We start from the raw sequence: 26,168 nt of genomic DNA, 5'->3' as shown, positions 1-26,168 counted from the left end.
ATAATTCCCAACTGAAAATATTGGCGAGTTGGGTTCGATTGAGAGGTAACAGACGTAGAATTGAGTATGGGACTCCACACAAAAGTCCGACAGGCAATGTCTGAAAGCACGGTCAAAATCTTGTTGATAGAAGATAACCTGGCAGAAGCAAGGTTGTTGGACGAAGTATTGAAGGGGTTTGGACTCGATCGATTTCAACTGAGCTGGGTCAAACGCCTACAAGAAGGTCTCGTAAAGCTGGGGGAAGAACATTTCGATGTCATTTTGCTCGATCTGACCCTTCCCGATAGTCAAGGACTGGCATCGCTACCACCGTTGATGGCGCAAGCCCCTTCGGTTCCGATCGTCGTTCTCACCAATACCAACGATGACGCACTGGCGATCGAAGCGGTACGACGCGGCGCGCAAGATTTCCTGGTCAAGCGTTTGGTGAACGTCGACGTGTTGGTGCGATCGCTGCAATATGCCATCGAACGCAAACGCGCCGCCGTTGCCTTGCACGAAGCCAAGGAAGCCCTGGAAATGCAGGTGCAAGAACGCACCGCCGAGTTGAAGAAAGCCCAGGAACTCAACCAACTCAAATCGGAATTCGTCTCCATGCTCTCCCACGACTTCCGCAATCCCCTCACCACCATCCTCGCTTCGGCGGGGTTGCTGCAAAATGGGGATGGGAAATTGAGCGAGGAACGCAAACGTGCCATTTGCCAGCGAATTCGTGCCGCCAGTTACAATATGGCGCATCTGTTGGACGAGGTCTTACTCATCGGTCGCGCGGATTCGGGGAAACTCGAATGCCAACCAACCCTCTTAGATTTGGAATCGTTTTGCCGGCAACTTCTCGAAGAACTGCAACTCGGGGCAGACCAAAAGAATCTCAGTCTCGGTTTTGTCAGTCAAGATCGCCTGGGACAGGTTGCCTTAGACGATCGCCTCTTGCGACATATCCTCCTCAATTTACTCACCAATGCCATCAAATATTCTCCCGAAGGCGGGATGGTGCGCTTGGAGTTAAAGGTACGTCAGAGTGCTGTCACCTTCCGAGTCGGCGATCGGGGTATCGGCGTTCCCGAGGAGGAGGTCGATAAAATTTTCAATCCCTTCTATCGCGCGAGTAATGTCGGCAGAATTTCCGGCAATGGGTTGGGATTAGCCATGGTGAAACGCTGCGTCGAAGCCCATCGGGGAGAGATTCAAGTCGAGAGCAAAAACGAGGAGGGCACGACGTTTACAGTGGTACTGCCGACGTTAACGTAGGGGCGCGCGCATTTGGGCGAGATCTGAGTAGTGCGGGGAACTTTAAACATCCAAATGCTTCCCCCCTCGATCGATATTTTCTAAAAACTAACCAACCCTAGAAATCCCACATCACCGGGTTCTCATCCAACTCATCCGTTACCGTCCGTCCGATCGCATCAATTTGGGCTAGATCTGCCGCCGACAACCTCACGTTTGCCGCATCCACATTTCCGATCGCCTGCTGGGCATTGCGCGCGCCGACGATGGCGTTAGCTTGGGGTTGAGCAATCAGCCATGCTAGGGCAAGTTGTCCCAAACTGCACTGATTTCGTTCGGCGATCGGGCGCAATTTTTCTAAAGCATTTTGAACGCGATCGTAGTTCTCTTTTTTATAATACAATTTACTTTTCGCGCGATGATCGCCTTCGGCAAATTGATGATCCCGACCGAATTTTCCAGTGAGAAATCCTTGCGCGAGGGAGGAGTAGGCGAGGATGGAAATTTGCTTTTCGACGCAATAGGGTTGCAGTTCTTTTTCCGCTTGTCGCCAAAACAGAGAATAGGGCGGTTGTACGCTTTCGATCCGTCCGTATTGCGAGGCTTCTTCAATTTGTGCCACGGAGAAATTCGAGACTCCAATGGCCCGAATTTTTCCCGCCTGTTTGAGTTGATTTAATGCCCCCATGGTTTCTTCGATCGGAACGATTTTGCTGTTCCAACTTCCCGAAGGCCAGTGAATCTGATATAAATCGATATAGTCGGTTTTTAGGTTTTTTAAAGAGCGATCGCACGCTTCAATAACTAAATCGTGTTTGAGGTGGTTGGCAAAAACTTTGGAAGCGTATACCACCCGATCTCGCACGTCGGATAATGCCTCGGCAACGATCTGTTCCGAATGTCCCTCCCCATAAACCTCAGCCGTATCGATCGTGGTAATGCCGCCCTCGTACGCAGCACGAATCGCCTTGACCGTCTCGGCATCCTCAATCCCCACCCACATTCGCTTCCCCGCCTGCCACGTTCCCATCAGGATGGGGGTAATTTGGATATCTGAAGTGCCAAGGGTGCGCGTTTCCATTTGTTTGTCTCCTATCGAACTGCGAACCGATACCGTTTAGATTATCGTAGAGACGCTACGTGCAACTGAATAAATGTAGAATTCAGAATTTGGAAAGGGGGGAATGAGTTCGGAATTCGGAGTTCGGAAAGGGGGAGAATTGGAGGAAACGGGAGCAAGATGCTCCGACTGTCGATTTTCCTCTGCTCCCAAAGCCCCCACAGCTCGCGAAGCCCCCACAGCCTCCAACACTCCCCAACCTTCACTATGACTCTCACACTCACTCACGCTCTCAAAGAATGGTCTGTGGCAGTAGATGCCCTAACTCAAGGAAAAACGATCGTCCTACTGCGAAAAGGGGGAATTCGCGAACGCCAAGGACGGTTTAGCGTGGATTTCGATCGGGTGTTACTCTATCCGACTTACGAACATCAAAAACCCGATTTACTCAAACCCGAATATGCCAATTCCGTCACCACTGTCGAGTCGGGTTGGCATCCGGAACGGGTTTCCATTCGAGCCTGGGCGCAAATTACCAATATCTGGCAAGTTTCGGAGAAATCTACTGTTGAATCGTTGCTGGATTATCATATTTGGAACGATCGATTTGCCAGCGAACGGTTTAACTGGAAACCGAAACAGCCGCTCTACGTTCTGCTGTTGCGAGCATATCGATTAGATACGTTTCGGGAGATTTCTTATCGTTTAGAATATGGGGGTTGTCGCTCTTGGTTGGACATTGAAGAGGCGATCGAAGTGGATACCCAAAATCCGGCGATCGGCGATCGTGAATACGCCCAAACGGTCGATCGGATTGAGGAAATTGTCAAACGATAGCGGTTCGTGCTGGTATTGTGACCAATTTTTTTAGCTCGGGAATGGCAATGCAAAAAAGCCGATTTCATCGGTCGTGTTAATCAACCCGCACAGATTGAGAGCAATTGAAAAATTCGATCGGGCAAAAAAACTCCTCACGCCTAGTTCTGGAGTTTCAAACTCGACTGAAATGCACATAATACAAGTGTGTTATTTTGTCCATACCAAGATGCGATCGCCCGATTTCAATTAAGTTTTCAATCCTTCTTCGGGCGGGAGAATTTTCTGGGTGAGCCAACGTAAAACTAAGACTTGTAGCGATTGAGGAGTCCGTTAAACCCGCAAGTTTTTACAAGTATAGACCCAAACATGGCGTATTAATTCACATCATCCTACCAAAGGGCTGTAACCCCTGGCAACTGGTTTCCGAAAATCCGATCGAGCACCCTTCAAATTTCCCTCGAATTTGACTCCAGATTAGAAAATCGAAACCGAGATGGGATTAACTCCAGGCTGAGCTTATGGGTTTCTCCACCCAAAACTAACCTGACAATTTTGTCGTTTTGTCAACCCCAGGATGCGATCGCCCGATTTCAAGTAAGTTTTCAATCCTTCTTCGGGTGAGAGAATTTTTGAAGCGCACCAACGTAAAACTAAGACTTGTAGTGATTGAGGAGTCTGTCAAACTGGCAAGTTGACACACCAGCTAACCCAAACATGGCGTATTAATTCACATTATCCCACCAAAAGGCTGTAACCCCTGACAACTCGTTTCCTAAAGTCCGCTCCAGCGCCCTCTTAATTTCGCTCGAATTTGACTCCAGATTAGAAAATCGAAACCGAGATGGGATTTAGCTAAGATTTGACTTATCCTTTTGAGTCCGATGGAAGTTGAAGCGCGCAAACGCACCAGTACGAAACGCGAGCTCCTCCTCAACCCATACATCTCATCCTCGTTCGATTTCCGATCGTAGACCGATTTAGCAACTGGCATTTTCCACCTTTGGGGTACTAGTCCCAGAGATATAGGCATTCCAGAGAATGAGAACGATCTAGAAATTACAGCGATCGTGTCGAAAAGACAGAAGTGGCACGAACTCTATTCGGCAAAGTGGGAGCCGTTTCTACAGTGAAACTATCGAAGCATACATATCCACCCACTTCATACGAGGAACGAACCATGACTGTTGCCAAAGAAACCGCCAAAACCTTCCCCACTCTCAGCCAAGGTAGCACGGGCGATGATGTCACCTACTTACAAAATACCCTCAACTATATTTACGGATCGCATCTGGAAGTTGATGGTATTTTCGGACCCAAAACGGAAGCATCCGTCAAAATTTTTCAAGGAGAATACGGATTGACCGTTGATGGAATTGTCGGTCCAAACACCTGGAATCGTCTGGTTGAGATTCGCCTGAATCCCAGCTTACCCATTCTGCGATTGGGAAGCGAGGGAGACAAAGTCGAATACCTGCAAGATTTGTTGAACTACTTTGGATATCAAATCGCGACCGACGGTCGGTTTGGCAAAAAGACTGAAGATGTCGTCTTGAAATTCCAACGTCGCTACGGTTTAGTCACAGATGGAATTGTCGGTCCGAAAACCTGGGAAGCATTGTTCCAAAATTTTCACGACGACTTCTAAGGCTGCACGATTTTTGAGATTAGTTTTGAGATGAGATTTTGAGGCGATCGTCATGCAAAAACGATCGCCGATTTTTGGATTCGATCGAAATTGAATCCCGAAGCGATCGTCGCCATAGGAAAATCACCGTTTCAACTTTAAAACTTGATTCAGGTTTAAAATAAATATCGCTAGCGATCGCCAACAATCGTCGCGAAACCCTCAACTGTTTCGATCTCTCGCACTCTCCGTATTCGAACATCTCAACCCAGTATGCACTTTAATCTCAAATCCATCGCCCGGTTCGTCTCCACCCATCGCTTCAACCTCCCACTTCCGACCTGGAGAAATCCCATTCGGCGAAGTTGGTCTCAACGAGTTTCGATCGCCCTGGTGATGTTCGTTTTATCGGGATTGACCGTTGCCGTTTCTCCCGTCTGGGCGAAGGAAAATACCGTCAACTACACCCTCACCGATCTCAAATATCGAGATTTTTCCGAGCTCGACCTCGAAGAGAGTGCCTTTGCTGGGGCGAATATGTTGGGCGTCAACTTTCACGGGGCAAATCTGAAGGGAGCGATCTTCACCAAAGGCTCTCTGGTCAATGCCGATCTTTCCGATGCCGACCTTTCCGAATCTTTTGCCGATCGCGTTCTGTTCGATGGCGCGAATCTCACCAATATCATTTTCACCGACGCCATCGCCACGAGCAGCAGTTTCGCCAACACCGACATTACCGGGGCGGATTTTTCCGGAACCATTCTCGATCGCTATCAAATGACGCTGATGTGCAAGCGGGCATCGGGCATCAATCCCGTCACCGGTATCTCCACCCGCGACAGTTTGGGATGTCGGTAGGTAATGGATAATGGACTATTGAAAATTGACAATGGGTCGGTAGCAACCCTCGTCCCCCACTCTCATCGGAAACGGTTTTATCCCGTATCGGACGTTCAATTGTAAGTAAATTTATCGAACTACTTCCAAAAATCGCCCGATCGCGATAACGTTGAACTCGTTCGAGATTAACGATCGAGTTATGGTGGCAACGGCAGAAAAATCGAATCTGAGCGTGATGTCGCGATTGGTAAACGGCATCCTCTCCGTGAAACCCCTAGCGAATTTTGCCAAACATCAAGCTCGCCAGATGATGATAGAGCGCGCCGAACGTCTGGGGGTTCCTTGGCGGGAGGAAGCCGCTGCCCTGCGATCGCAAAATCTAGAAACGGAGTTCGATCGCTTAGCAAATCCCAACCTCACCTACCCCGACTATTACCTCACCTCCTTCCACGCCTACGAAACCGGCAATCTCAACTGGGAAGCTGCCACGGAACTCGAGGTCGCAGCCAAAGCCGTTCACGCGAAAATTTGGCCCGAAGCTGGAGCGAAAGGCGATGCTAAACTACGCCAAAGCTACCACGATATCGTCTCCCAACAACTGCCAAATCCCCCCAAAGATATCGTCGATTTAGGTTGCGGTGTCGGTTTGAGTACCTTCGCCTTACAAGCCACCTACCCCAACGCCCAAATTTCGGGAGTAGATTTATCCCCCTATTTCCTCGCCGTTGCCGCACACCAATCCCAACGCCGCGACTCAGACGCTTCCCCCCCCATTCGCTGGGTACACGCAGCCGCCGAAAATACCGGACTCCCTGCAGCATCCTTCGATTTTGTCTCGTTATTTTTGGTCTGTCACGAACTTCCCCAAGCTGCAACTCGTGCCATCCTTCAGGAAGCCAAACGGCTATTGCGCCCCACAGGACATCTGGGCATCATGGAGATGAACCCCCAATCGGAGGCATTTGCCAAGATGCCAACCTACGTGTTTACGTTACTCAAAAGTACGGAACCCTGGCTGGACGAATATTTTGCCTTGGATTTGCCAGACGCGATGGTGAGTGCGGGATTTAACGAACCCACCATCGAAATTAATAGCCCCCGCCATCGTACGGTTATCGCTTCGGTGAAGGCGTAGCTTCTCTCCTCAAACTTGATGACTTCCAATCCTCTCAATACACCTCCAGAAATGTGTAGGGTGGACAGTGTTTCATGGGGAATTTCACGTTGAAACTCGCCATCCAACTGCCCACCAATCTCAACGCTGGTTTTATCTTAAATAACGTCAGTTCGGGTTAAGAGTCGATTTTTAACTGCCTCAACGAGAGAATGCAGGTTTGAGACCGACAAATGCTGAAAATTAGTAACGGCAGAATCAGGGGTTCAGCTTATCCCGAACTCACGTTCAATAAAAAACCCGCTCGCCAATCTCAAGCTAATAGAGTCCGACCGCTAGAACGCCGTCCTGCTGATGCTTGTAGCAGGGATTCCAGTCCCGAACGCGCGTAACCTTCAAGTTTGAGGCGCAGTTCCAAAGAACGACTGGGAAACTTCAACTGAGAAGATCGTTCGGATAGATAGACTTGCATCGATCGATCGGTTTTAATTTGACCCATGACGTAGTCAATCAGTTGGGGTTTAAGCCGATTTGCCCTCAGGGATTTTTTCCCTTCAGTATTGTTGTAGATATCAAGAATAATCTCAACTTCTTCAGTCACAACCGTTAGGATTTCAGTCATTTGTCAGTTCTCCAAATTTAAATCTTCAGTTCGATCGTTCTCGAACTCAGGGCTAAAATTTATTCAGGTGACCGGTTCGATCGCATTTGAGGGTTGAACTTAGAAATACAAACAGTTGTATCGGTGAAACATTGCAAATCTCGCTCCTGTGCGAGCGGAAATAGCAGCGACGATCTACTCGCTCGAATTTGAGGCATATTATTTGATACTTTGAGACTCAAGATACTTAAAACTTAACCTAAAATTTGGAGTTTTGTGAAAAAGAATCTCGAGCGTCAGAGACATGAAAGACGATCGCCTCGAGCGGACCGCTTTTTAACATAGCTGGCGTTGCAGAAAACGAGACGTGAATTTAATTTTGTACCGAAGGTATATTAACATTTTTTTAAAGGAATCAACTCGTTCGAGGCAAATGACAACATCGAAGAACTTAGATCGAGCTTGGATAATTCGCGACCATTAAGCCCCACAGGATCCATCTCTTCTTTGAATCCCTCTCGATGCCCCCGATTCTCTCCACAACTGGAATTTTAGGGATTCAACCGAACTTGAGATTACCCTGCGTTCTAACTTTGAACGCTAACTCGAATGCAATGCTTAAAACCAAAGAGATGCACAGATATCGGAACAAAGCTAAAAATCGGAAATATCCCGATTTATATAGGTTGAAATTGTTTCTTCAAGGATTAGAAATTCAATTTCTATACTACTGACTATTAATCTGAGTTTGGCTTCTTTTGTTAGTAATATTCTAGCATTTTTGTCGACCCAAAAATCTCTATCTGGTATGATTTCTCCTGTTTGGAGCTTACATGTCAAAATTTGTTGACCCCAGGTCAGCAGATCGAGTTCTGGCATCAAATACTGGGGGTGACGTAAAATCCAACGACAGCTATCGGGATCGGTTTGAGCTAACTTTTCGAGCGCAGCCATTAAAACCGCTGAAATTTCCGTTAAACTGGGCAGTACCCTCAGAAAATTCTTGAGAAATTCGATCGCTTTTCGATCTTGGTTTTTCAAAACTTCAACCGATAGATCGATATATAACTTGCTGTTTTCTGGCTTATTCATGCTTGCTGCGGTCTGCGGCTCGCAAACACAACGAGTAGAGGCAGCAACAATGGTCGCGCTCAACATAAATCCATCAGCTCAAAAGTAAAAGCAATCGTCAAAAAGCCGGAAAAATAGGCTCGCGAATGCAGGTTCTTAACGTTGAAGATGCGAGAACGCATGCTTTGCGAACCTAAGTTTGTTAAGAATCAGTCTGGTTACAAGACTTAGCATAAATAAGAATTGTGAGGATTTTGCGATCGCCTACTCGTTCCAATTCAGGAGCGATCGAATCTGCGCGACCAAACTCAGGGCTTCGAAGGGTTTGGAAATCGTTCCGATAATCCCCAACTCCTCCCACTGCTGCCGATGACCAATTCGAGCTTTCGCGGTCAGTAAAATCGTCGGGATGCCTCGAGTGAGTCGATCGCCTTGCAACTGCTGCAACGTCTCCAATCCATCCATCTCCGGCATCATCACATCTAATAAAATCGCGTCCGGTTGCCGATCTCGCGCCACCGCCAACCCCTCACGACCGGAAGCTGCCATCAGCACCTCCCACCCAGCTGCCGCTTCTAGGGAATATTGCACGATCTCTCGTACGGCATCGTCATCATCCACAATTAAGATTCGCTTACTCATATCCGTTGTTCGCACTCAATCACTCAAGACCCATGTCCCGATCTCCGTCTACTCCTCCTACTCTCCCTGCTCCCCATCCATCCTCCGAGGTAGGGTGAAATAAAAACGACTCCCCTCCCCCAACGTACTTTGAGCCCAAATTTGTCCCCCGTGCTGCTCGATGATGCTGCGGCAAATGGCCAACCCCAAACCCGTCCCCCCCTTTTTTCGGGAGTTCGATGCATCCACTTGATGAAAGCGCTCGAAAATCGTTTCGAGTTTATCGGCAGGAATCCCCCGACCGCGATCGCGCACTTCAAATAAAATCGTCCCCGCCGCATCGAGCCAACTCGCCTCCAGCCAAACCGTCGAGCCTCCTTCGGAAAAGGCGATCGCGTTCCCGAGCAAGTTAATCAACACTTGAATCATCCGATCGCGATCGATCCAACAGGTTCCATCGAGATCCGAGACTTCCAGCCTAACCCCTGCGCGATTGGCAATCACCTGCATCTGCTCGGTGGCTTGGCGCAACACATCCCTCACGGCGATCGATTCTTTCACCAGTTGGATTTTCCCCGATTCCAACCGTTCGAGTTCCAAGATATCGTTCACCAAACGCACCAAACGTTCGGCGCTTTGGGCCGCAATTTGAATGATGTGCTTTCCCCGATCGCAACTCGCATCCACCAGACCCGTCGAGAGCAGGTTTAGTCCCCCGTGAATGGCCGTGAGCGGCGTTCGCAGTTCGTGACTGACGACGGCGATAAATTCCTCTTTCATCCGAGAAATCGCGTAGCGTTCCGTCACATCCTCTCCAATACTCAACGTCCCGATGGCGCTTCCCCCCACCCCCTGCAACCGAGTATTATTCCAAGCAATAATCCGCTCGTCCCCGAATTTGGTCAGGATCGAGTTTTGGTAGTGGGGATGTAGATTGCGCTCCAAAATTTCCCGAAACACTTGGTAGACTTGCGCTTGTTGGTATTGCGGCAAGAACGTCGCAAACCAATCTCGTCCCAAAACTTCCGATTCGGAGTACCCCGTCAACGCGAGAAAGAAGGGATTGACGTACTCGACGCTGCCATCTTCATCGAGTCCGACGACGATTAGCTGTACGTTATCGAGAAGGGTTTGCCAGCGTCGGTTCGATTCGTGCAAGATGGCTTCGGCCGCTTTGCGATCGCTGATATCCCGTTGCACCACTAAAATATAGTCGGGTTCTCCCCGTTCGTCCCGCACCAGAGAGCACGAAGAGTCCATCACCAGCCGCCGACCGTCTTTACACAGGAAATCGAATTCCTGACGCACCGATCCGGTTTTCATTAAGGTGGCAAACTGTTGCCGGCTCATCTGTCGGCTATCTGGGGTGAAAAACTCCCCCAAGCAATGACCGATGAGTTCGGCTTCGGTATACCCCGATTTTTCGATGGCGGTGGAGTTCGCTTGCTCGATCGTGCCTTCGGCATCCAAAATGTAGAGAAAATCCGGTGCAGATTCGAATAGAGACCGGAAGCGCCGTTCGCTTTTTTCTAAAGCCAGGGTGCGCTGGCGGACGCGGCGTTCGAGTTCTTGGTTGAGTTGTTGCAGCGCGACTTCGGTCCCGTAACGCTCGTCGAGTTCCATTTGCGTTCGATGGAGCAGTTGCGCTTGGTGAATGGCGATCGCCACTTGAGCAGCTAGCTGTTGGAGAAACTCAACTTCTCGGGTTTTCCACTGGCGAGGACGATGGCACTCGTGAGCGATTAACAATCCCCATAACTGCTCGGAATCGGAACGATCGCAATGGGTTCCCTCGAGAGTCGGGGGAACCTTCAAGACAATCGGAACGACTAAATTCGCTCTGACCTCAAAGGATGTCAAAAAGTCTCGATGGCATTGGCTCACCTCGTCTACCCAAACATCTTCCAGGGCGCGAGCGCGTCCTCGTTGGTACGGATCGCGCCAAACCTCCTCGAAACAGGGATCGGTCACGGTACGCTCGAGAATCGACCTCGCCGGATCGGCAACGGATTCCACCGCCACAGAACCGCTCCAATCGGGGTTAAAGCGATAAATAAGGGCGCGATCGACATTGAGGAACTGACGCACCTGAGCCACCGTTTCATTGAGAATATCGTCAAGATTGATAAACTGACGAATTCGCAGGGCAACCGTTGCCAACAGTTGAAATGAGTCGGGCATTACCTCGCCCGAAGAAGAGTCTTCAGAGGTCATGGATCGTAAGACATCCAACTGGAGGGATGAAGCTCGAATTGGCGACGAGATTCTTCAATTTTATTTTCGATCGAAAATCTCTAAATAACGTTTTTATAAAATATATTGTGTAAATTTGCAATTTAATTCATTTATATCCTAGATCTCTTCGGAATTCATATAGGTGTGATGTTATACAAACATAAAATAATATTTGTAAATAAAAACCCAATCAAAAAAACTATACAATATAATTAATGTTTTAATGTTATAAACCCATCAACCCTAGAACCCAAAAGCCGTGTAAGATATTGGGGGTAACAACGGCGCGTACATCATTAATGCATCGTTTACAGCAATACACTCCTCCCACAGTTGGCGACCGGAGGCGCGATCGCGGCAGACGCGATACAATTCGTTGTGGCGCGTGTAGCGACCCCCGACCGGACCTCGCATTTGGTGGTTGCGCTCGATAATTTCATATTCCTCCAGACCCAGTACACTCGATCGAAATTCACCGCACAAATGGGTCTGGGAAAGCCATAATGACAGCTGAAACGGGCGATCGGTTTGATTGACCAGTTGCAAATCCACGTAATTGTAAGCCACCGTCGCCCCACTTCCGAACGGTAAGGTACGGTTTACATCGGGAAACACATCGTAGCTGTGATGCCACCGTTCTTTCACCGTTAGCGGCGTATGCAGTGCCATCCAATAAATTAAGTTAGATAATTGGCACAAACCGCCGCCATAGCCTATTTTGACCTGCCCGTTTTGCAGCGTCATTCCCACTTGAAATCCCCGTCGTCGGGAGGGAAAACCCACCAAATACCAAAAGGAAAAAACCTCACCGGGTTCCACGAGCAAACCATCGAGGCAATCGATCGCCAGTCGGAGGTTGGCAATCTTATTGTACTGCAGCCACATCTGGACATCTTTAAGGGGTCTTAAGAGGAGAGACTGGTGGCTTTTAATGACATGAGGCAGCGGTTCGCAGGTGCGGTGGGTGGCAAATTCATCTCGAAGCCGGAACCAACGCACGTACCGTTGCAGGGTAAAAACAAATCGACCGATCGATCGTCGCCAAGGGAGAGTCATCTTCAATACTGGTTAGGGAAGCTGTAGGGGCACAAGCATCTGTTTTCCCAAAACAGTTGACGTTATCAGAATACCCCACGTTCCTTGCCTGACAATTCCGATCGCCCGATTACGAAAATAAATGAAAAACGGGCAAAATCAATGCCAGGATAATCCCGCCAAACGTCATCCATTCGAGAGGTTTGAGCGTGGAATTCGAGGGGTGGGTTTTAAATCCATGCAACCAAGAACGGGGCCGATCGTTCGGGCGGATTTTGCGATCGAACATCGATGCCAGCACAGGAGTGCCACCCACTTTTGCCCCCAGCAGGAGATGCAATGCCAGTGCGGCGAGCATCACTCCCCAACTGACTAAATGCGCCAGATACCAAGGGCGATCGATTTCTCCGGCTGGTAACCATTCTTCTTTCATCATGCGGCCCGTCATCAACGCCAACGTTGCCGCCAGCAACATCGAGGTATTGGCGATACGCTGAAGGGACACCCACCAAACCGGCTTACCAACCTGTTGCAGTTGCCTTAAGGATGTCGATCGCACCAGACGACTCTCCCCCAGGCGGAAACTGTACAGCGCCAAAAAGGGAAACAGCAAGAGCAACGTCACCGCAATCGTGCCGTGAATTCCTTGAATATCCGGTAGCGCGGGTAACGGCAGGCTACCCCACCGTTTGTCGTAGGTGTTGTAAACCCAAAACCCCGAAATCAGCGCCAAAATGGTCAGCACGGCAGCGGCACCGTGTAGTATTCGAAGTAAGACAGGTTGGTATGGGCGAGACGACGACATGGGGAATTAGGCAATCGCGAGAAATTTCTCGAACTATACCAGTTCCCACTTGTCGATCGACAGATCGGCGATACTGATGTGCTTTCCAAGACAGAACTCAATCGAAGGTGCTGGGCAGTTCGATGGCAAGTGTCACCGTTAAATCCCGGCACGAACAACTACCCACCCCACACCCTTTTCCGCGCCTATGTTCGATCACTTCCCAATACAGAAGCGGCTGAAAATGCGATCGAGTACCGACTCAGTCACTTCATCGCCGGTAATTTCCCCCAGGGCTTGAATCGCGCCGCGCAAGTCGATCGTCCAGAAATCAAAAGGCAAACCATCGGCAATCGTTTGTTGCATCTGTTGCAAAGACGCATTCGCCCGCGAGAGGGCAGCCGCTTGGCGTTGGTTGATGGCAAAATCCAAATTAGCCGCCTGGAGTTCTCCCCCCCGAACGGTAGCGAGAATGGCATTTTCCAGGTCTTCAATGCCCCGATCGCAAGTTGCCGAAGTCCGCACGATCTGCCGGATGTTGCCTTCCTCCCAAATTGGCTGAGGAACGATCGCCCCTTCGAATTCCCCATCCATGGAAGTACTTTTGAGTAAATCGATTTTATTGACGATTGCGAGTACGGGACGCTCGTCCACCCATCGGTAAATTTCCTCATCCGCCGCCGTCCAACCCGTAGTGGCATCGAGCACCAGCAACACCAAATCTGCCAACCGCGCCGCAGATCGGGAGCGTTCTACCCCAATGCGTTCGACTCGATCGTCTGTTTCTCGAATCCCAGCCGTATCGAGAACTTGTACCGGAATCCCTCCCACCACCAACTGAGATTCCACCACATCCCGCGTGGTTCCGGGCAAATCGGTGACAATGGCTCGATCGCTGCGACTCCAGGCATTGAGCAAACTCGATTTGCCGACGTTCGGCCGTCCGACAATTGCCACTTTCAGCCCCGTCCGTAATAGTTCTCCCCGACCGGCTGTCGCTTCGATGCGATTGATTTGGGCGATCGCCTCCCGAACTTGCGCCTCGATCGCCGACTCATCTAATGGGGGTAAATCTTCCTCAAAATCTACCCGCGCCTCAATTTCGGCAAGAATATCCAAACATTGCCCCCGCAACTGACGAATCGGTTCTGCCAGCTTCCCCCGCAACCCAGCCAAGGCAAATTGCGCCGCATCGGGGGATTTCGCCCCCACCAAATCGGCGATACTCTCGGCTTGGGTCAAATCGAGTCGTCCGTTAGCAAAGGCGCGCAGGGTAAACTCCCCAGGTCTGGCTAAGCGTGCGTTGCATTCCAAACACAACTGCAACACCTGTTGCACGGCCATGATTCCCCCGTGACAGTGAAACTCCACCACGTCTTCTCGGGTATACGATCGCGGCGCTTGCATCAGCAGCAACAGGGCTTCGTCGATGAGTTGTTGCGTTTGGGGATGGTGAATGTAGCCGTAGAGAATTCGGTGACTCTCCCACACTTGCCGACCGGGGGCGCGAAACAGGATTTTGGCAATGGCGATCGCCTCGGGTCCAGACATGCGCACGATACCCACGCTACCCTGCTGGGGAACCACTGCCGTCGCGATCGCGGCGATCGTATCGCCCTGTTGCCATCCGTATAACATACTTTAGAATCTATCTCGACGCTAAACGTGTATTCGATTTCTCGGGAATGGGGAGTGGGGCCCGGCTGTTTGATTCTACTTTGCAGTATTTTTAGCATTGCCGGAGAACTGGTCATCTTCGGTTGCATCTATTCCACCTGTCAATTTTGTGAAAGCACCGAAAATGGCGATCGCGCATTGAGAATGAATGAGAATGAAACAGCCCTCGATGAGGGGGGATGGGGTGATGGGGACGCGGTGACGTTCCAGAAGGGGTCGCTCGTCACAAGTGACCCATTGTCGAATGGCACTGACATAAGCACAAATCGGTGGCTAAAATCCTTGCCGTTCCGTACTCACTCAGTAGCAACTCAGTCTTAATTCAGTGCCATTCATCCATTCATTCTTCCCCAGCTCCCAAAGCAACAGCCCCAGTCAATCGGTTGAAAAAATACAAAATTGATGAGAATGCGGCTGTAAGCTTAACTCTCTTGATGGTACGGCTTCTCAGAGGTATATGTGATGTCTCACCCCTACCGGGAAACACTATAAGATACTTATACAAGATTTCAATCCCCGGCGATCGAATAGCCACTTGAGACCAAAGGTGATGAAACAACGCTCCTATTTCCCGCAGCAACCCTTGCCATTTCCCAGAGCGATCGCCCATCGATTGCGCTCTTTGCATTCCTTGTATTCTGTGCGTTCTTTGCACTCTGGCTATACCAAACTCCTTCGATATGGGCGTTGCTGGTGCTGGCGATTGACTCGCTCCAAAGGTTCTGCTAAGTATCTCGCCCGAGGCTTTGCCGTGGGAACGTTTGCGGGCTTTTTTCCCCTCTTTGGCATCCAAACAGCAATCGGCGTGTTGTTGGCGATTCCTTTGCGAGGTCATAAACTCACCGCGGCCGTCGGAACTTGGGTCAGCAATCCCATCACCTACATTCCCCTCTTCTGGTTCAATTTTCGGGTGGGGAACTGGCTGCTCGGAACTGAAGCGAGTTTTACGCCGGAGAGTTTGCAGTCTTTGGAGGCTTTGTTAGAGTTGAAGGAGGTATTTGTCACCACACTACTCGTTGGGTGCTTGGTTTGCGGACTGGTGGGGAGTCTTTTGAGCTATTTTATCGCGTTGAGATGCGTTCGTTCCTGGCGACATCGACGAACCCCCCTCAAACGTCGTCGCCACCATCCGGGTATTTCTGCTTCCAAACCCGCAACGGTGACGTTAGATTCACATTCCTCGAAGAGTATCGATCTATCCTGATTCTGCCTTGCGTTTCTCCCGTGCTCTGTCATCGAACGGCTCGCCATGACCCATTCCGATTCCCAGAACTCCCTGTCTAATTCTCGATCGAAAGTGACCGGAGAAGCCGCTGCCATCGGTCAACTGCTCAACAAGCGCTATCGCATCATTAAAGTACTCGGCTCTGGAAGCTTCGGTCCCACCTATTTGGCCGCCGATACTCACCGTCCGGGTTTGCCCCATTGCGTGGTCAAACAACTGTGTCCCTATGCCAGCGGCGTCGAATCTCTACGTACGGCGCGGCGACTGTTTCAAAAAGAGGCAGAAATCTTGGAGAAACTCGGCAAAAACGATCGCCTTCCCCAACTGCTGGCCTATTTTGAAGAAAACAACCAACTCTATTTGGTGAAGGAATTCATTCCCGGTTATCCCCTCACTGATGAAATCGTACCCGGTCATCCCCTCTCTCAGTCAGAAGTGGTGGAAATTTTGCGATCGGTGTTGGACATTTTAGTGTTTGTCCACGAGCAAGGGGTGATTCATCGAGATATCAAACCCGCAAACCTGATTCGCCGTCAGGAGGATAAAGCCCTCGTTCTCATCGATTTTGGTTCGGTCAAAGAAATTGGCAACCTCATGAGTGGCGATCGCACCCGTACCGTTGCGGCGGGAACGCCCGTGTATATGCCCGTCGAACAATTCCAAGGCAACCCCCAATATAATAGCGATTTGTACGCCCTGGGAACAATTGCGGTACAGGCCCTCACGGGATTGTCAGCCGAGAGTTTGCCCAAGTTGCAAGACATCGACAGTCGGGTCTGCTGGCGCGATCGATGTGAAATTGACTCGGACTTTGCCGATATTATCGATAAGATGGTGCGCTACGCCTCCGGACAGCGCTATCAATCGGCTCGGGAGGTTCTCGATGCCCTCGACGAGATGGAGGCAAAAGCCGCCGAGAACTCATCGGCCAAAGCTTCTGCGATGAAAGCCGATGCCTCGAAAGCCCCGATTCTGGTGCGCGCGATGCCCGATGGCGGCTTCGTTCCCCAGCAGAAAGTCCTGGGATTGTTGATGTCTCGCCGAGTTGGAATGGGTGCGCTGGCATTGCTGGTGTTGGCTGTGGGGGGTGGATTTACCATGAAGATGTTGCCGGGGTTGGGCAATGTTGAGAAATTGTACCTGCGAGGAGAGGAAAAGATTGCCGAAGGAGATGAATCGGGGGCGCTAGCGGATTTCGATCGGGCTATTTCTCTCGCCCCGGACGATGCCACGGGTTACTACAAGCGCGGAAACGCTCATTTCGATCTGGGAAACTTAGATGGGGCGATCTCCGATTACACCCAAGCGATCGCACTCGACCCGACTCAGGTGGATTTCTATTACAATCGCGGGTTGGTTCGATCGCAGTTACAGGATTTTCAGGGGGCGATCGAAGATTTCGATCGGGTTGTCGAACTCGCACCGAATGATGCCGAGGGCTTCTACCAGCGCGGCTTGGCCGCTTATGACCTAGGGGATTATCAAGCGGCAATCAATGATTACACCCAAGCGATTCTCTTCGATGGGAACAATCCCAATACCTATCAAAGTCGAGGTTTGGCGTATTCTGCCCTGGGAGACAAGCAAAAAGCCATGGCCGATTACACCCAAGCCATTGCCGTCGATGCGGAAAATCCGACGGCCTATTACAGCCGGGGACGGGCCCGATATGCTTTGGGAGATTATACCGGCGCGCTGGAAGACTACTCCCGCACCCTCGAACTCGACGATCGCAACGCCGATGCCTATACGAATCGGTGTAGCGTCCAGTTGAATTTAGGGGAGTACGATCGGGCGATCGCCGATTGTAGCCGAGGTTTGGAAATTGACTCTCAGGCATGGGTTGCCTACAGCAATCGCTGCGTCGCCCGGTATAACTTACAAGAATACGAAGCGGCCGTTAATGATTGTACGAGCGCCTTAGAACTGAGTCCCAACCACGCCAAAGCCTATAGCAATCGGGGGATGGCGCGCACGGCACTCGGAGAAATAGAGGTGGCGATCGAGGATTATACCCAAGCCATTCGCCTCAATCCCCACGATGCCGTCGCCTACAGCAATCGCGGTTTAGCCTATGCCGAATTGAAAGACTATCGCAAAGCCATTGAAGACCAAACCCAAGCCATTCGCCTCAATCCGGAACTGGGGGTGGCGTATTTCAATCGCGGTACGATTCGGCGGCAAATGGACGATCGTCCCGGCGCGATCGAGGATTTTCAACGGGCGGCCACCACTTGTCTCGATCGGGGGATGGTCAGTTGCTACGATAACGCTCAATCTCAGATTCAGGAATTGAAATAAGGTGTAGGATGTAGGGCATTGGTGAAAGGTTAAGCTTGTGTGCCACCTGTTAAGGGGAACAGGGAACGGGGAACGGTTTTAGGTTTTGGGTATGGGATCTGAGCATGGCTCATATGAAATCCGGGTATACACTTACTGTATAGATTGGGCAACAGTTATCTCTTTTCCAAGTATTGAGCCGAATTTTGCTCGTAGCGCGAAGCCCGATAATTTCACCTTAAACGACGGACCCACTCTTCACATATTCGCACTGCGGCCTCATCATCTTCCGAGTCCCCCATAAAATATTCCAAATCCTCCGTCATATCTAACGCCCGATCTTGCAAAAATGCGGCAAAACTTGGGTATTTCTTGTCGACTTCCCCCACCTCGTGGTCGTATTTGACGATCGCATATTCCCCATCTCGAAACTCGCGGGTATCGAAACAAAATAAATCCGCAGATTCCAAGGGTTGTGCGAAGGGTAATAACGCCAAGGGTTTCGCCCGATAGAGGAAGGGATAGTCCGCGCCCCCCACTTTGCTCTCCCCAGCTTGAAAACCCCAATATTTAACCCCATCGCGAATCTCGGCAATGGAGAAAATCTGCAACGAGTCAAAATCTGCCGCCCCATCCCAGATTTGCAAGCAGTCTTTGTGGGAAGCCGATAGAGGAATCCCCAAATCCCGTTCGAGTTGTGCCAGTTGTGCCGCCGTTGCACCGATTTGAGCAACTTCAACTTCGGCATCGGCGCAAAAGTCTGCCAGCCAGTCGGTGATTTTAAGAGTCATCGGGTTCGATCGAAAATAATGCATCGATGAGGAGATAGCAAAAACGACCGGAGAAAAACAATTGCTAATTCCCCAATCGCCTTACTAATTTACTGACACTTTAATCGTCGCGATCGCTAATTTAATCTTCGATCGCGTTGAGCAAGACTTCCGCCAAGCTCATTTCTTCCATTTGGTCGATGGTAACGGTATCGCAAATATCGAACTTCGCACCAATCCCTTCCATTTGGTCGTCGAGGGCTTTGAGAAAACTCGTCGCGCCGGCATCAGAACCGATTTGAATAAAGGAGATGGCAAGCTCTTCGTCTCGATCCATCTGTCGCGACGCCTCCACGATAACCCGCATCACCGCTTTGCGATCGTTAGGTTCGCCATCGGTGACCACCAGAATCGTTTCCCCAGAGGGCTTGGTTTGACCGGCAGCTTTGCGCTGAAAGTAATTATTCGTCGCATCCTCAAGAACCGACGCTAAGTCCGTGGTTCCCATGGGATCGTTTTCGAGGAAAATCTGTTCGACTTTGCTCGCGGTTACGTCATCGTAGCGGCGAAATCGTCCGGCAAAGGTATAAACGGTGATGCCATCGGGATCGAACTGCTCGCATTTTCGGGCGACAGCGAGGGTGGACTCTTGGGCTAGTTCCCATCGACTTTTACCGCCGGGAGCATCGGGGGCGGACATACTGCCGCTTTTGTCAAGGATGAGAGTATAGTCGCGGTCTTTCAAAATAGAATCACTCATTTGAGTTCGATAAAAAATGTGAAGTTCCCCAACGCAGCTTCGCACTGTTTCGATCCGTGGGGTATTCTTCGCGCCCGATCGTTCCGAGAGTTCGAGCGTCTCAACTCGATCGGCGCCTTGCTTTTCATGCTAACAAGTCCACATTGCGATCGACCACGGTTGTAATGTTCGGTCAATACGGTTCGGTCTCTTTTCAATGGACTATTGACCATTGACTATTGACAATGGGTCAGTTGCAACAATCTTCCCCAGCTCCCCCAGCTCTTCTAGCCGAGAACTCTCAACCCAAAGTCGATCGAACCCGACACGGCGCAAAAGATTGCCGATGTTCGGGGGTTGGACCGTAACGCTGCAAAGCCTCTCGATGTCGGGCGGTTCCGTATCCTTTATTCCGGGCTAAATCGTATTCGGGATAGTCGGTGGCTAAACCCACAATCAGTTCGTCGCGCCAAACTTTAGCCACGATACTCGCTGCTGCAATCGCCACCGAAGTTCGATCGCCCCCGACAATGGTTTCTTGCGCCATCGGTAAATTGGGAATTCGCCGATTTCCATCGATGTGGCACAGTTGGGGTGGGGGCTGCAACTGTTCGATCGCCCGTCGCATTGCCAAGAGCGTGGCTTGCAAGATATTGAGTCGATCGATTTCGGCAACCATTGCCACCCCCACTTGACAGTCCCGTGCCAGAGCGCGAATCTGCCGGGATAATGCCGTACGCCGCTTGGCACTGAGTTGTTTGCTATCTCGAACTCCCAAGGCAGCTAATTCCACCTCGGCATCAGCCGATAGCACCACCGCAGCAGCCACCACCGGTCCGAATAACGCCCCGCGACCCACTTCATCGACGCCGGCAATGGAATCACCCTGGGGGGAGCAAACGCGCTCGATGCGGCTCTCTCCCCCAAGACTCGTTCCCTTTTTTGCAGCCATCAAGCACTCGCAGAAGAGCGGCGGCGGCGGCGGCGGGTGGGCGTACTTGCCACTTCCAAGGTCGGTTCTGTATCCGTTTCATCGGCATCCGATTCAGTTTGGGGTGCCTCTTCCAACGGCAGTGCCATTTGCGCCTCGGATTCTGGGGATTCTTCCAATTTTTCCTCAGACGCGACGACCGTTAAGACTTCGACCGGTTCTGCACTCTCCGTTACGATTTCTTCTGACTCGGAAGTAGAAGGCTCGTTGTTGGCTACCTCCACTTGGGAGGGAGTGTCCCCGGGTTCGACGATCGAGATGATGGCGTTGCGGGGATTTTTCAGGGTGCGCTCGATTCGCACCAACGGCGAAATGCCCATTAAAGCGTACACGTCCTGTTCTTCAGAAGTCATGGGGATGACGACGGTTTCGGGAGGGTCGCTCTCGGTCTTGCCGATTTCCCGGACGGGTTTGGTTCCCTTACGAGGGCGATCGATATCGGTCGGTCCGGGAAACTCCGTTTCGGTTGAAGGGGTTTTATACAGGGAATCCGAAGGGTTCGATCGTTCTAAACGCTCGGGATCTGGAACCTGACGACGACGGCGGCGGCGACGATTTCCTCCCCCATCTCCGAGTTCTTGGTAGCTGGGGTGGTGAATTAAGTCGAGCCCTTGCAAGTCGCTGGAGGATTCGAGTTCGATGCCCTCTTCCAAATTTTCCTTCACCGGTTCGGGCAACCGCACTTTCGGTTCCGTACTCCGAACTTCGACGGCGTGTCGGGCGTCAGCATCGAATTCGGGATCGCCGGGTAAGGTCACCACGTGACCCAATCCCCCGCAAGCCGAACAAGGACGGCTGAACAGTTCGTAGATATTTTGACCCTGACGCTTGCGAGTCAACTCCACCAACCCCAATTCCGAGAGTTGGGCGATTTGCGGTCGGGCTTTATCCTGACGCAGAGCTTTGTTAAATTGCTCGAGCACCTGAAGCTGATCGCGCCGGGAATCCATATCGATAAAATCGACGATAATCACCCCAGCAATATTGCGCAGCCGCAGTTGGCGGGCGATTTCCGTGGCGGCCTCGCAGTTCGTCCACAGCACCGTTTCGCGGGCCGTTGCCGACCTCGTAAACGATCCGGAGTTAACATCGATCACCGTTAGCGCTTCGGTGGGTTCGATAATCACGTAACCGCCAGAGGGCAAATCCACTCTCGGTTTGAGGGCTTCCCGAATCGCCGCGTTCACCCGGAAGTAATCCAAAATCGGTTGGGATTCGTTGTGATGGTCGATGGAAACCCCTTGGGGACTCTTGCCGCCACTCCAATTAATCAGGTGCTGTTTGACCCGTTTGACTCCCCGATGGGAATCGGCAACGATCCGGTTCACGTCGGTGGTATACATATCCCGCAGAACGCGCTGGATGAAGTCGTCGTCCCGATTGAGCAAGGCGGGGGGGCGAGTGGTACTGGCTTCTTCTTGGATGCTTTCCCACCGCCGTTGGAGAAATTCTAAGTCTTCGATGATGGCATCTTCGCTCATTCCTTCGGCTTCGGTGCGAACGAGCAAACCCATACCGGCGGGTTTGACGAGAATCGCCAGGGCCCTCAATCGGTTGCGTTCCGATTCTTTCACGATCCGTCGGGAGAGGTGAACCCCTTTACCGAAGGGCATTAAGACTAAATAGCGACCGGGAAGGGTAACATTTCCCGTCAGCCGGGGGCCTTTATTGCCAGTGGGCTCTTTCATCACCTGCACCAGCACTTTTTGCTGGGGGGCAACCAGTTCGGTAATCGCACCAGCCGTGCGCTTCAAGCGCAACGGACCGAGATCGGTGACGTGCATGAACCCGTTGCGTTCGGTATCGCCAATATTGACAAATGCGGCGTCGATACCCGGCAGAACGTTCTCGACGACTCCCAGATAGATGTCGCTGACTTGGTGAGAACCGGTGGCGACGACTAATTCTTGAATTTGATCTTCACTAAAAACAGCAGCGATTCGATGCTGCTCTGCGATAATAATTTGCTTGGGCATTCAATTTCCTCAAAACTCGATCTCGCGAGAGGCGCTTCGGTGCGTGCGCCTTCCACACGTGGTAATGGGTCAATACTCTACATAGGCGAAAATTTTGTCGCTCGCATCGAGACAGTCAATCCAAGATGAGGCGATCGTCTCTTCCCATAGGTCGTTGCATTGCAGCGCAGTCATCCCGTTCTTGTGGAGTTAAGGGTTGGCTCGTCCCCTTCCCCACCTCGATACTCGATTGCGATCTTTCGTATCTGGGGTCAACACCTGCCGTTGGCAACGCTACTGGGAAATCGGATCGCTAACTCGTGAACCTCTAATCTAAAATAGTCTTTCCGCACTTGCACGCTACTGTAGCGAGGAAATGCAGAAACCTACTGCCCCCATCTACTTAGAGATTACCCCCACCGTTTGTCGCCAAATGGAAGTTTGCGCGAGCGACCCGGACTCCGTGCTGGAACTGTCGGGAAGTTGCATCGCACACTCTAAAGAAGACACAGGTTTTTACTAAGTCTTGTACTAAATAGTCTTGTACTAGTTAATACTTTGACTTATACCATAGCACGTTTGCAGAATTTATCGACAATTTTGGCGCATACTTTTTTCTCCATCGAGCTGTGTTAGAGAATCAGCCCCTCCCGATGCACCTTCAATAGTTGAAATTTGCGATCGCTCGCTTCCTCTAACATATAAACAACTTGCGCCGGACGCAACAAATTACCATCGTTGCGACAACTGCCCAGATACCGAACTGCGAAGCCGTTCTCATCAGATTCGACAACCTCCAACTCGAACAGGCGATCGCGCAAATTCACCTGCTTCTTTTTCCCAGACTTGGTGGTATGCTCGATTTCGATACAGCCCCGATCGAGAATTGAAGCGATCCAAGCCGAAATTTCCCCGCCTGACGGAGTTTCGCCAGCCTCTTCCCACCCCAGCCTCAATCGATACTGCGCCTTTTGCAACAGTTGCGTTGCCGACGGGGTTCCCATGGCAATGTCCTCCACCCGATAAATCGGAATCCCCACTGGGAGTTGGGCGGCCAGTTTCTCCTGAAACTCTTCCATATCCATGAGTTGGCTCAGGTCGAATTCCACGATTTCCCCCTCGCTCGTCGCCCCCAGGGATAGGGCGTTGGCAGGGGAAATGCGCGGTCCCGGATGAAACCCACCCGTAAAGGCAATGGGAATCGCCGCCCGTCGTACGGCACGATCGAACAATTTGGCTAAGTCCAGATGCCCCACCATTGCCATATCTCCCAGCTTGCCGTGGCGCACTCGCAACCGCTGCACCCGATCGGGTTTGGGGGTAAAATTCCCTTGATATTCGGGAACGATCTGTGGGGGAACCACCACGTTATGACCGAAATCGGGGCTGCAAATGCCGCAATGGGAACATCCCTCAAAGGAGCAATCGGGAACCGTTGCCGCCTCCATCGCCCGTTGCAAGTCATCGGCGAGCCATTGTTTATCAATTCCGGTATTCACGTGGTCCCAGGGCAAAGGCTTGTCCAAGGATAGGGGAAGCAATTCTTCTGTTGTCGATGTGGCGGTAGATGCAGCCATGACGTTCCACTCTCCGCTTTCCACTTGGCGGTACTTCCAAGTCAAACCGGATTCGTCAATGGCTTGCGTCCAAGCCCCAAACGCGCGATCGAGACTTTCCCACCAGGAGTCCATCCCCGCCCCCAACTGCCACGCCCGCCGCACCACCGAAGCCAGGCGACGATCGCCCCGTCCGACGAAATCTTCCATCGCAGAGATGCGAACGTCGGTGAAATTAGCTTTCACCCCTCGCATCCGGCGAAATTCCGATCGCAGCAATTCCTGTTTGCGCTCGAACTCGGCGGTGGACACGGAGTGCCACTGGAAGGGAGTATGGGGTTTGGGAGTAAAGTTAGAAATCGTCAGGGTGACACTCAAGCGCTTGCGACCTTTGGCGTGGCATTCTTGCTGCAACCAACGTACGGTTTCGGCAATCCCCACGACATCGGCATCGGTTTCCCCCGGCAGCCCGATCATAAAGTAGAGCTTCACCTTATTCCAACCGCGATCGTAAGCGGTCTTCACCCCCCGCAGCAGTTCTTCGTTGGTGAGACCCTTATTGACGATATCCCGCATCCGCTGGGTTCCCGCTTCCGGGGCAAAGGTTAAACTCGGCTGGCGGTTGCCCCCCAAGATATTGGCGATATTGTCGTCAAAGCGATCGACGCGCTGGCTGGGAAGCGATAAAGAAATATTCTCATCTTTGAGCCGATTTTTAATTTCCATCCCCACCCCCGGGAGGGCGAGATAGTCGGAACAACTCAAACTCAACAAGGAGAACTCGTTGTATCCCGTTTGCCGCATCCCCTTTTCGATGGCATTAACCACCTGTTCGGGTTCCACGTCTCGCGCCGGACGGGTCAGCATTCCCGGCTGACAGAAGCGGCAGCCTCGGGTGCAACCTCTGCGAATTTCCACCGTCAAGCGATCGTGAACGGTTTGGACGTGGGGAACCGGTCCGACGGAATAAGCGGGCATGGGCGTGGCGACGCGCCGCAGAATCCGCGCTGGTATGTCGGGGCGATTGGGATGCACCGATCCATCTTCGGCCATGTCGTAGAATCGAGGCACGTAAACGCCCGGCACTTGCGCTAAATCCAGCAATAACGCTTCGAGACTCAACCCATTAGCTTTGCCTTCGGCAATGACAAGTCCAATTTCGGGCAAGAGTTCTTCCCCATCTCCGAGAGCGATAAAATCGAAGAAGTCGGCGTAGGGTTCGGGATTAGATGTGGCCGTCTGCCCCCCGGCAAAAATCAAGGGATACTCGTTCGACGCGGAGCGCTCTTGCCAGGTGAGAGGAATCCCGGCTAAATCCAGCATTTCCAAAATATTGGTGGCCCCGAGTTCGTAGCTGAGACTGAAACCGAGGATATCGAAATCGGTCAAGGGACGGCGGGATTCGACGGCAAACAGTGGCGTTTGGGTGTCGCGTAATTTTTTGGCGAAGTCCGGCGCGGGGAGGTAGGCGCGATCGCATAGTTGCCGGGGGGCGGCATTGAGGATGTTGTACAGAATGATATGACCCAAATTGGAGAAACCGACTTCGTACACTTCGGGATAGGTCAGCACCCAACGCACAGCAGCACTCTCCCAGGGTTTACGAGTGACCCCGAATTCGTTGCCCAGATACCGTGCGGGTTGCATAATATCCGGTGTGATTAGGTTTTCCACGGCAATGGTCACGCTCGTCCTCTCAATCCAAAATGTTCGATCGCACAGCTTTACTGAAATGCGATCGGGGGTCTTCCTCTTTTGATAGTACCGTCGATCGACCCACCCTCGCAGAAGTGCGATCGTGCAGTTGCCCAGAACAATATAGATAGTCCAAGTGCGTTAAAAAATCATAAAATTCGATAGGTCAAGAAGAATGTGTTGTATACCTACCCAGATGTATAGAACCCATTTGGGATCTTGTGGAAAAAATCAAGAGTCCGG

At 51.4% G+C, this 26,168-nt stretch carries 20 protein-coding genes; 7 read left to right on the top strand and 13 right to left on the bottom strand.

Going from position 1 to position 26,168, the window contains the following annotated elements:
- Positions 1-66: 66 nt before the first annotated feature.
- Complete coding sequence (locus AC2215_RS10200; protein WP_486809877.1) at positions 67-1,254, top strand: sensor histidine kinase; 1,188 nt, start codon at positions 67-69, stop codon at positions 1,252-1,254.
- Between the two features lie 97 nt (positions 1,255-1,351).
- Here AC2215_RS10200 and AC2215_RS10195 read toward each other — a convergent pair whose 3' ends face one another.
- Positions 1,352-2,314, bottom strand: a complete 963-nt coding sequence (locus tag AC2215_RS10195; protein WP_486809876.1) for an aldo/keto reductase — start codon at positions 2,312-2,314, stop codon at positions 1,352-1,354.
- Positions 2,315-2,560: 246 nt separating this feature from the next.
- Here AC2215_RS10195 and AC2215_RS10190 point away from each other — a divergent pair, with 246 nt between their 5' ends.
- The 4 genes from AC2215_RS10190 (at position 2,561) to AC2215_RS10175 (ending at position 6,711) form a co-directional block, all read left to right on the top strand.
- Positions 2,561-3,130, top strand: coding sequence for a DUF1802 family protein (locus AC2215_RS10190; protein WP_486809875.1), 570 nt, complete (start codon positions 2,561-2,563; stop codon positions 3,128-3,130).
- A 1,159-nt stretch (positions 3,131-4,289) separates the two neighbouring features.
- Positions 4,290-4,757, top strand: a complete 468-nt coding sequence (locus tag AC2215_RS10185; RefSeq protein ID WP_486809874.1) for a peptidoglycan-binding domain-containing protein — start codon at positions 4,290-4,292, stop codon at positions 4,755-4,757.
- Between the two features lie 252 nt (positions 4,758-5,009).
- A complete protein-coding gene (locus tag AC2215_RS10180) occupies positions 5,010-5,594 on the top strand; it encodes a pentapeptide repeat-containing protein (RefSeq protein ID WP_486809873.1) in 585 nt (194 codons plus the stop codon).
- Between the two features lie 181 nt (positions 5,595-5,775).
- Positions 5,776-6,711, top strand: a complete 936-nt coding sequence (locus tag AC2215_RS10175) for a class I SAM-dependent methyltransferase (protein WP_486809895.1) — start codon at positions 5,776-5,778, stop codon at positions 6,709-6,711.
- 292 nt (positions 6,712-7,003) lie between these two features.
- On the opposite strand, the gene AC2215_RS10170 is transcribed toward AC2215_RS10175, so the two are convergent.
- The 7 genes from AC2215_RS10170 to mnmE form a co-directional block, all read right to left on the bottom strand.
- Complete coding sequence (locus tag AC2215_RS10170; protein ID WP_486809872.1) at positions 7,004-7,312, bottom strand: hypothetical protein; 309 nt, start codon at positions 7,310-7,312, stop codon at positions 7,004-7,006.
- 633 nt (positions 7,313-7,945) lie between these two features.
- Positions 7,946-8,449, bottom strand: coding sequence for a hypothetical protein (locus tag AC2215_RS10165; RefSeq protein WP_486809871.1), 504 nt, complete (start codon positions 8,447-8,449; stop codon positions 7,946-7,948).
- Between the two features lie 177 nt (positions 8,450-8,626).
- Positions 8,627-9,004, bottom strand: a complete 378-nt coding sequence (locus AC2215_RS10160) for a response regulator (protein WP_486809870.1) — start codon at positions 9,002-9,004, stop codon at positions 8,627-8,629.
- Positions 9,005-9,061: 57 nt separating this feature from the next.
- On the bottom strand, positions 9,062-11,164 hold the full coding sequence (locus tag AC2215_RS10155; protein WP_486809869.1) for a PAS domain S-box protein: 2,103 nt from the start codon (positions 11,162-11,164) through the stop codon (positions 9,062-9,064).
- 297 nt (positions 11,165-11,461) lie between these two features.
- Positions 11,462-12,274 (bottom strand): VanW family protein, encoded by an 813-nt coding sequence (locus AC2215_RS10150; protein ID WP_486809868.1) that lies wholly within the window; start codon positions 12,272-12,274, stop codon positions 11,462-11,464.
- A gap of 109 nt (positions 12,275-12,383) precedes the next feature.
- A complete protein-coding gene (locus tag AC2215_RS10145; RefSeq protein ID WP_486809867.1) occupies positions 12,384-13,058 on the bottom strand; it encodes a cytochrome b/b6 domain-containing protein in 675 nt (224 codons plus the stop codon).
- A gap of 195 nt (positions 13,059-13,253) precedes the next feature.
- Positions 13,254-14,675 carry a tRNA uridine-5-carboxymethylaminomethyl(34) synthesis GTPase MnmE gene (gene mnmE / locus AC2215_RS10140; protein WP_486809866.1) on the bottom strand — a complete coding sequence of 474 codons (1,422 nt, stop codon included), beginning with the start codon at positions 14,673-14,675 and terminating at the stop codon, positions 13,254-13,256.
- 589 nt (positions 14,676-15,264) lie between these two features.
- Between mnmE and AC2215_RS10135 the strand changes: the two genes are divergently transcribed.
- Both AC2215_RS10135 and AC2215_RS10130 read left to right on the top strand, forming a co-directional pair.
- On the top strand, positions 15,265-15,918 hold the full coding sequence (locus AC2215_RS10135; protein ID WP_486809865.1) for a DUF2062 domain-containing protein: 654 nt from the start codon (positions 15,265-15,267) through the stop codon (positions 15,916-15,918).
- Between the two features lie 45 nt (positions 15,919-15,963).
- Entirely contained in the window at positions 15,964-18,240 is a 2,277-nt protein-coding gene (locus AC2215_RS10130; RefSeq protein WP_486809864.1) for a tetratricopeptide repeat protein, read from the top strand.
- Between the two features lie 212 nt (positions 18,241-18,452).
- Here the strand turns inward: AC2215_RS10130 and AC2215_RS10125 are convergent, their stop codons facing one another.
- From AC2215_RS10125 to AC2215_RS10105, 5 genes are all read right to left on the bottom strand, one after another.
- Positions 18,453-19,010, bottom strand: a complete 558-nt coding sequence (locus AC2215_RS10125; protein WP_486809863.1) for an SMI1/KNR4 family protein — start codon at positions 19,008-19,010, stop codon at positions 18,453-18,455.
- 121 nt (positions 19,011-19,131) lie between these two features.
- Positions 19,132-19,737, bottom strand: a complete 606-nt coding sequence (locus AC2215_RS10120) for a vWA domain-containing protein (protein WP_486809894.1) — start codon at positions 19,735-19,737, stop codon at positions 19,132-19,134.
- 292 nt (positions 19,738-20,029) lie between these two features.
- Positions 20,030-20,680, bottom strand: coding sequence for a ribonuclease HII (locus tag AC2215_RS10115; protein WP_486809862.1), 651 nt, complete (start codon positions 20,678-20,680; stop codon positions 20,030-20,032).
- A complete protein-coding gene (rne, locus tag AC2215_RS10110; RefSeq protein ID WP_486809861.1) occupies positions 20,680-22,695 on the bottom strand; it encodes a ribonuclease E in 2,016 nt (671 codons plus the stop codon). The genes AC2215_RS10115 and rne overlap by 1 nt, the downstream gene beginning before the upstream one ends.
- 611 nt (positions 22,696-23,306) lie before the next feature.
- The gene (locus tag AC2215_RS10105) at positions 23,307-25,877 is read right to left on the bottom strand and encodes a TIGR03960 family B12-binding radical SAM protein (protein ID WP_486809893.1); all 2,571 of its coding nucleotides are present in this window, start codon (positions 25,875-25,877) and stop codon (positions 23,307-23,309) included.
- Between the last annotated feature and the right edge of the window lie 291 nt (positions 25,878-26,168).

This window comes from Zarconia sp. (genome assembly GCF_057467645.1).
The sequence above is the reverse complement of the archived record's forward strand: the minus strand, read 5'-3'. Positions and strand labels throughout refer to the sequence as shown.

Bases quoted from the DNA above. Each gene is read 5' to 3' on its own strand.
- AC2215_RS10200 (WP_486809877.1), top strand. From the start codon at position 67: ATGGGACTCCACACAAAAGTCCGACAGGCAATGTCTGAAAGCACGGTC.
- AC2215_RS10195 (WP_486809876.1), bottom strand. From the start codon at position 2,314: ATGGAAACGCGCACCCTTGGCACTTCAGATATCCAAATTACCCCCATC.
- AC2215_RS10190 (WP_486809875.1), top strand. From the start codon at position 2,561: ATGACTCTCACACTCACTCACGCTCTCAAAGAATGGTCTGTGGCAGTA.
- AC2215_RS10185 (WP_486809874.1), top strand. From the start codon at position 4,290: ATGACTGTTGCCAAAGAAACCGCCAAAACCTTCCCCACTCTCAGCCAA.
- AC2215_RS10180 (WP_486809873.1), top strand. From the start codon at position 5,010: ATGCACTTTAATCTCAAATCCATCGCCCGGTTCGTCTCCACCCATCGC.
- AC2215_RS10175 (WP_486809895.1), top strand. From the start codon at position 5,776: ATGGTGGCAACGGCAGAAAAATCGAATCTGAGCGTGATGTCGCGATTG.
- AC2215_RS10170 (WP_486809872.1), bottom strand. From the start codon at position 7,312: ATGACTGAAATCCTAACGGTTGTGACTGAAGAAGTTGAGATTATTCTT.
- AC2215_RS10165 (WP_486809871.1), bottom strand. From the start codon at position 8,449: ATGTTGAGCGCGACCATTGTTGCTGCCTCTACTCGTTGTGTTTGCGAG.
- AC2215_RS10160 (WP_486809870.1), bottom strand. From the start codon at position 9,004: ATGAGTAAGCGAATCTTAATTGTGGATGATGACGATGCCGTACGAGAG.
- AC2215_RS10155 (WP_486809869.1), bottom strand. From the start codon at position 11,164: ATGCCCGACTCATTTCAACTGTTGGCAACGGTTGCCCTGCGAATTCGT.
- AC2215_RS10150 (WP_486809868.1), bottom strand. From the start codon at position 12,274: ATGACTCTCCCTTGGCGACGATCGATCGGTCGATTTGTTTTTACCCTG.
- AC2215_RS10145 (WP_486809867.1), bottom strand. From the start codon at position 13,058: ATGTCGTCGTCTCGCCCATACCAACCTGTCTTACTTCGAATACTACAC.
- mnmE (WP_486809866.1), bottom strand. From the start codon at position 14,675: ATGTTATACGGATGGCAACAGGGCGATACGATCGCCGCGATCGCGACG.
- AC2215_RS10135 (WP_486809865.1), top strand. From the start codon at position 15,265: ATGAAACAACGCTCCTATTTCCCGCAGCAACCCTTGCCATTTCCCAGA.
- AC2215_RS10130 (WP_486809864.1), top strand. From the start codon at position 15,964: ATGACCCATTCCGATTCCCAGAACTCCCTGTCTAATTCTCGATCGAAA.
- AC2215_RS10125 (WP_486809863.1), bottom strand. From the start codon at position 19,010: ATGACTCTTAAAATCACCGACTGGCTGGCAGACTTTTGCGCCGATGCC.
- AC2215_RS10115 (WP_486809862.1), bottom strand. From the start codon at position 20,680: ATGGCTGCAAAAAAGGGAACGAGTCTTGGGGGAGAGAGCCGCATCGAG.
- rne (WP_486809861.1), bottom strand. From the start codon at position 22,695: ATGCCCAAGCAAATTATTATCGCAGAGCAGCATCGAATCGCTGCTGTT.
- AC2215_RS10105 (WP_486809893.1), bottom strand. From the start codon at position 25,877: ATGCAACCCGCACGGTATCTGGGCAACGAATTCGGGGTCACTCGTAAA.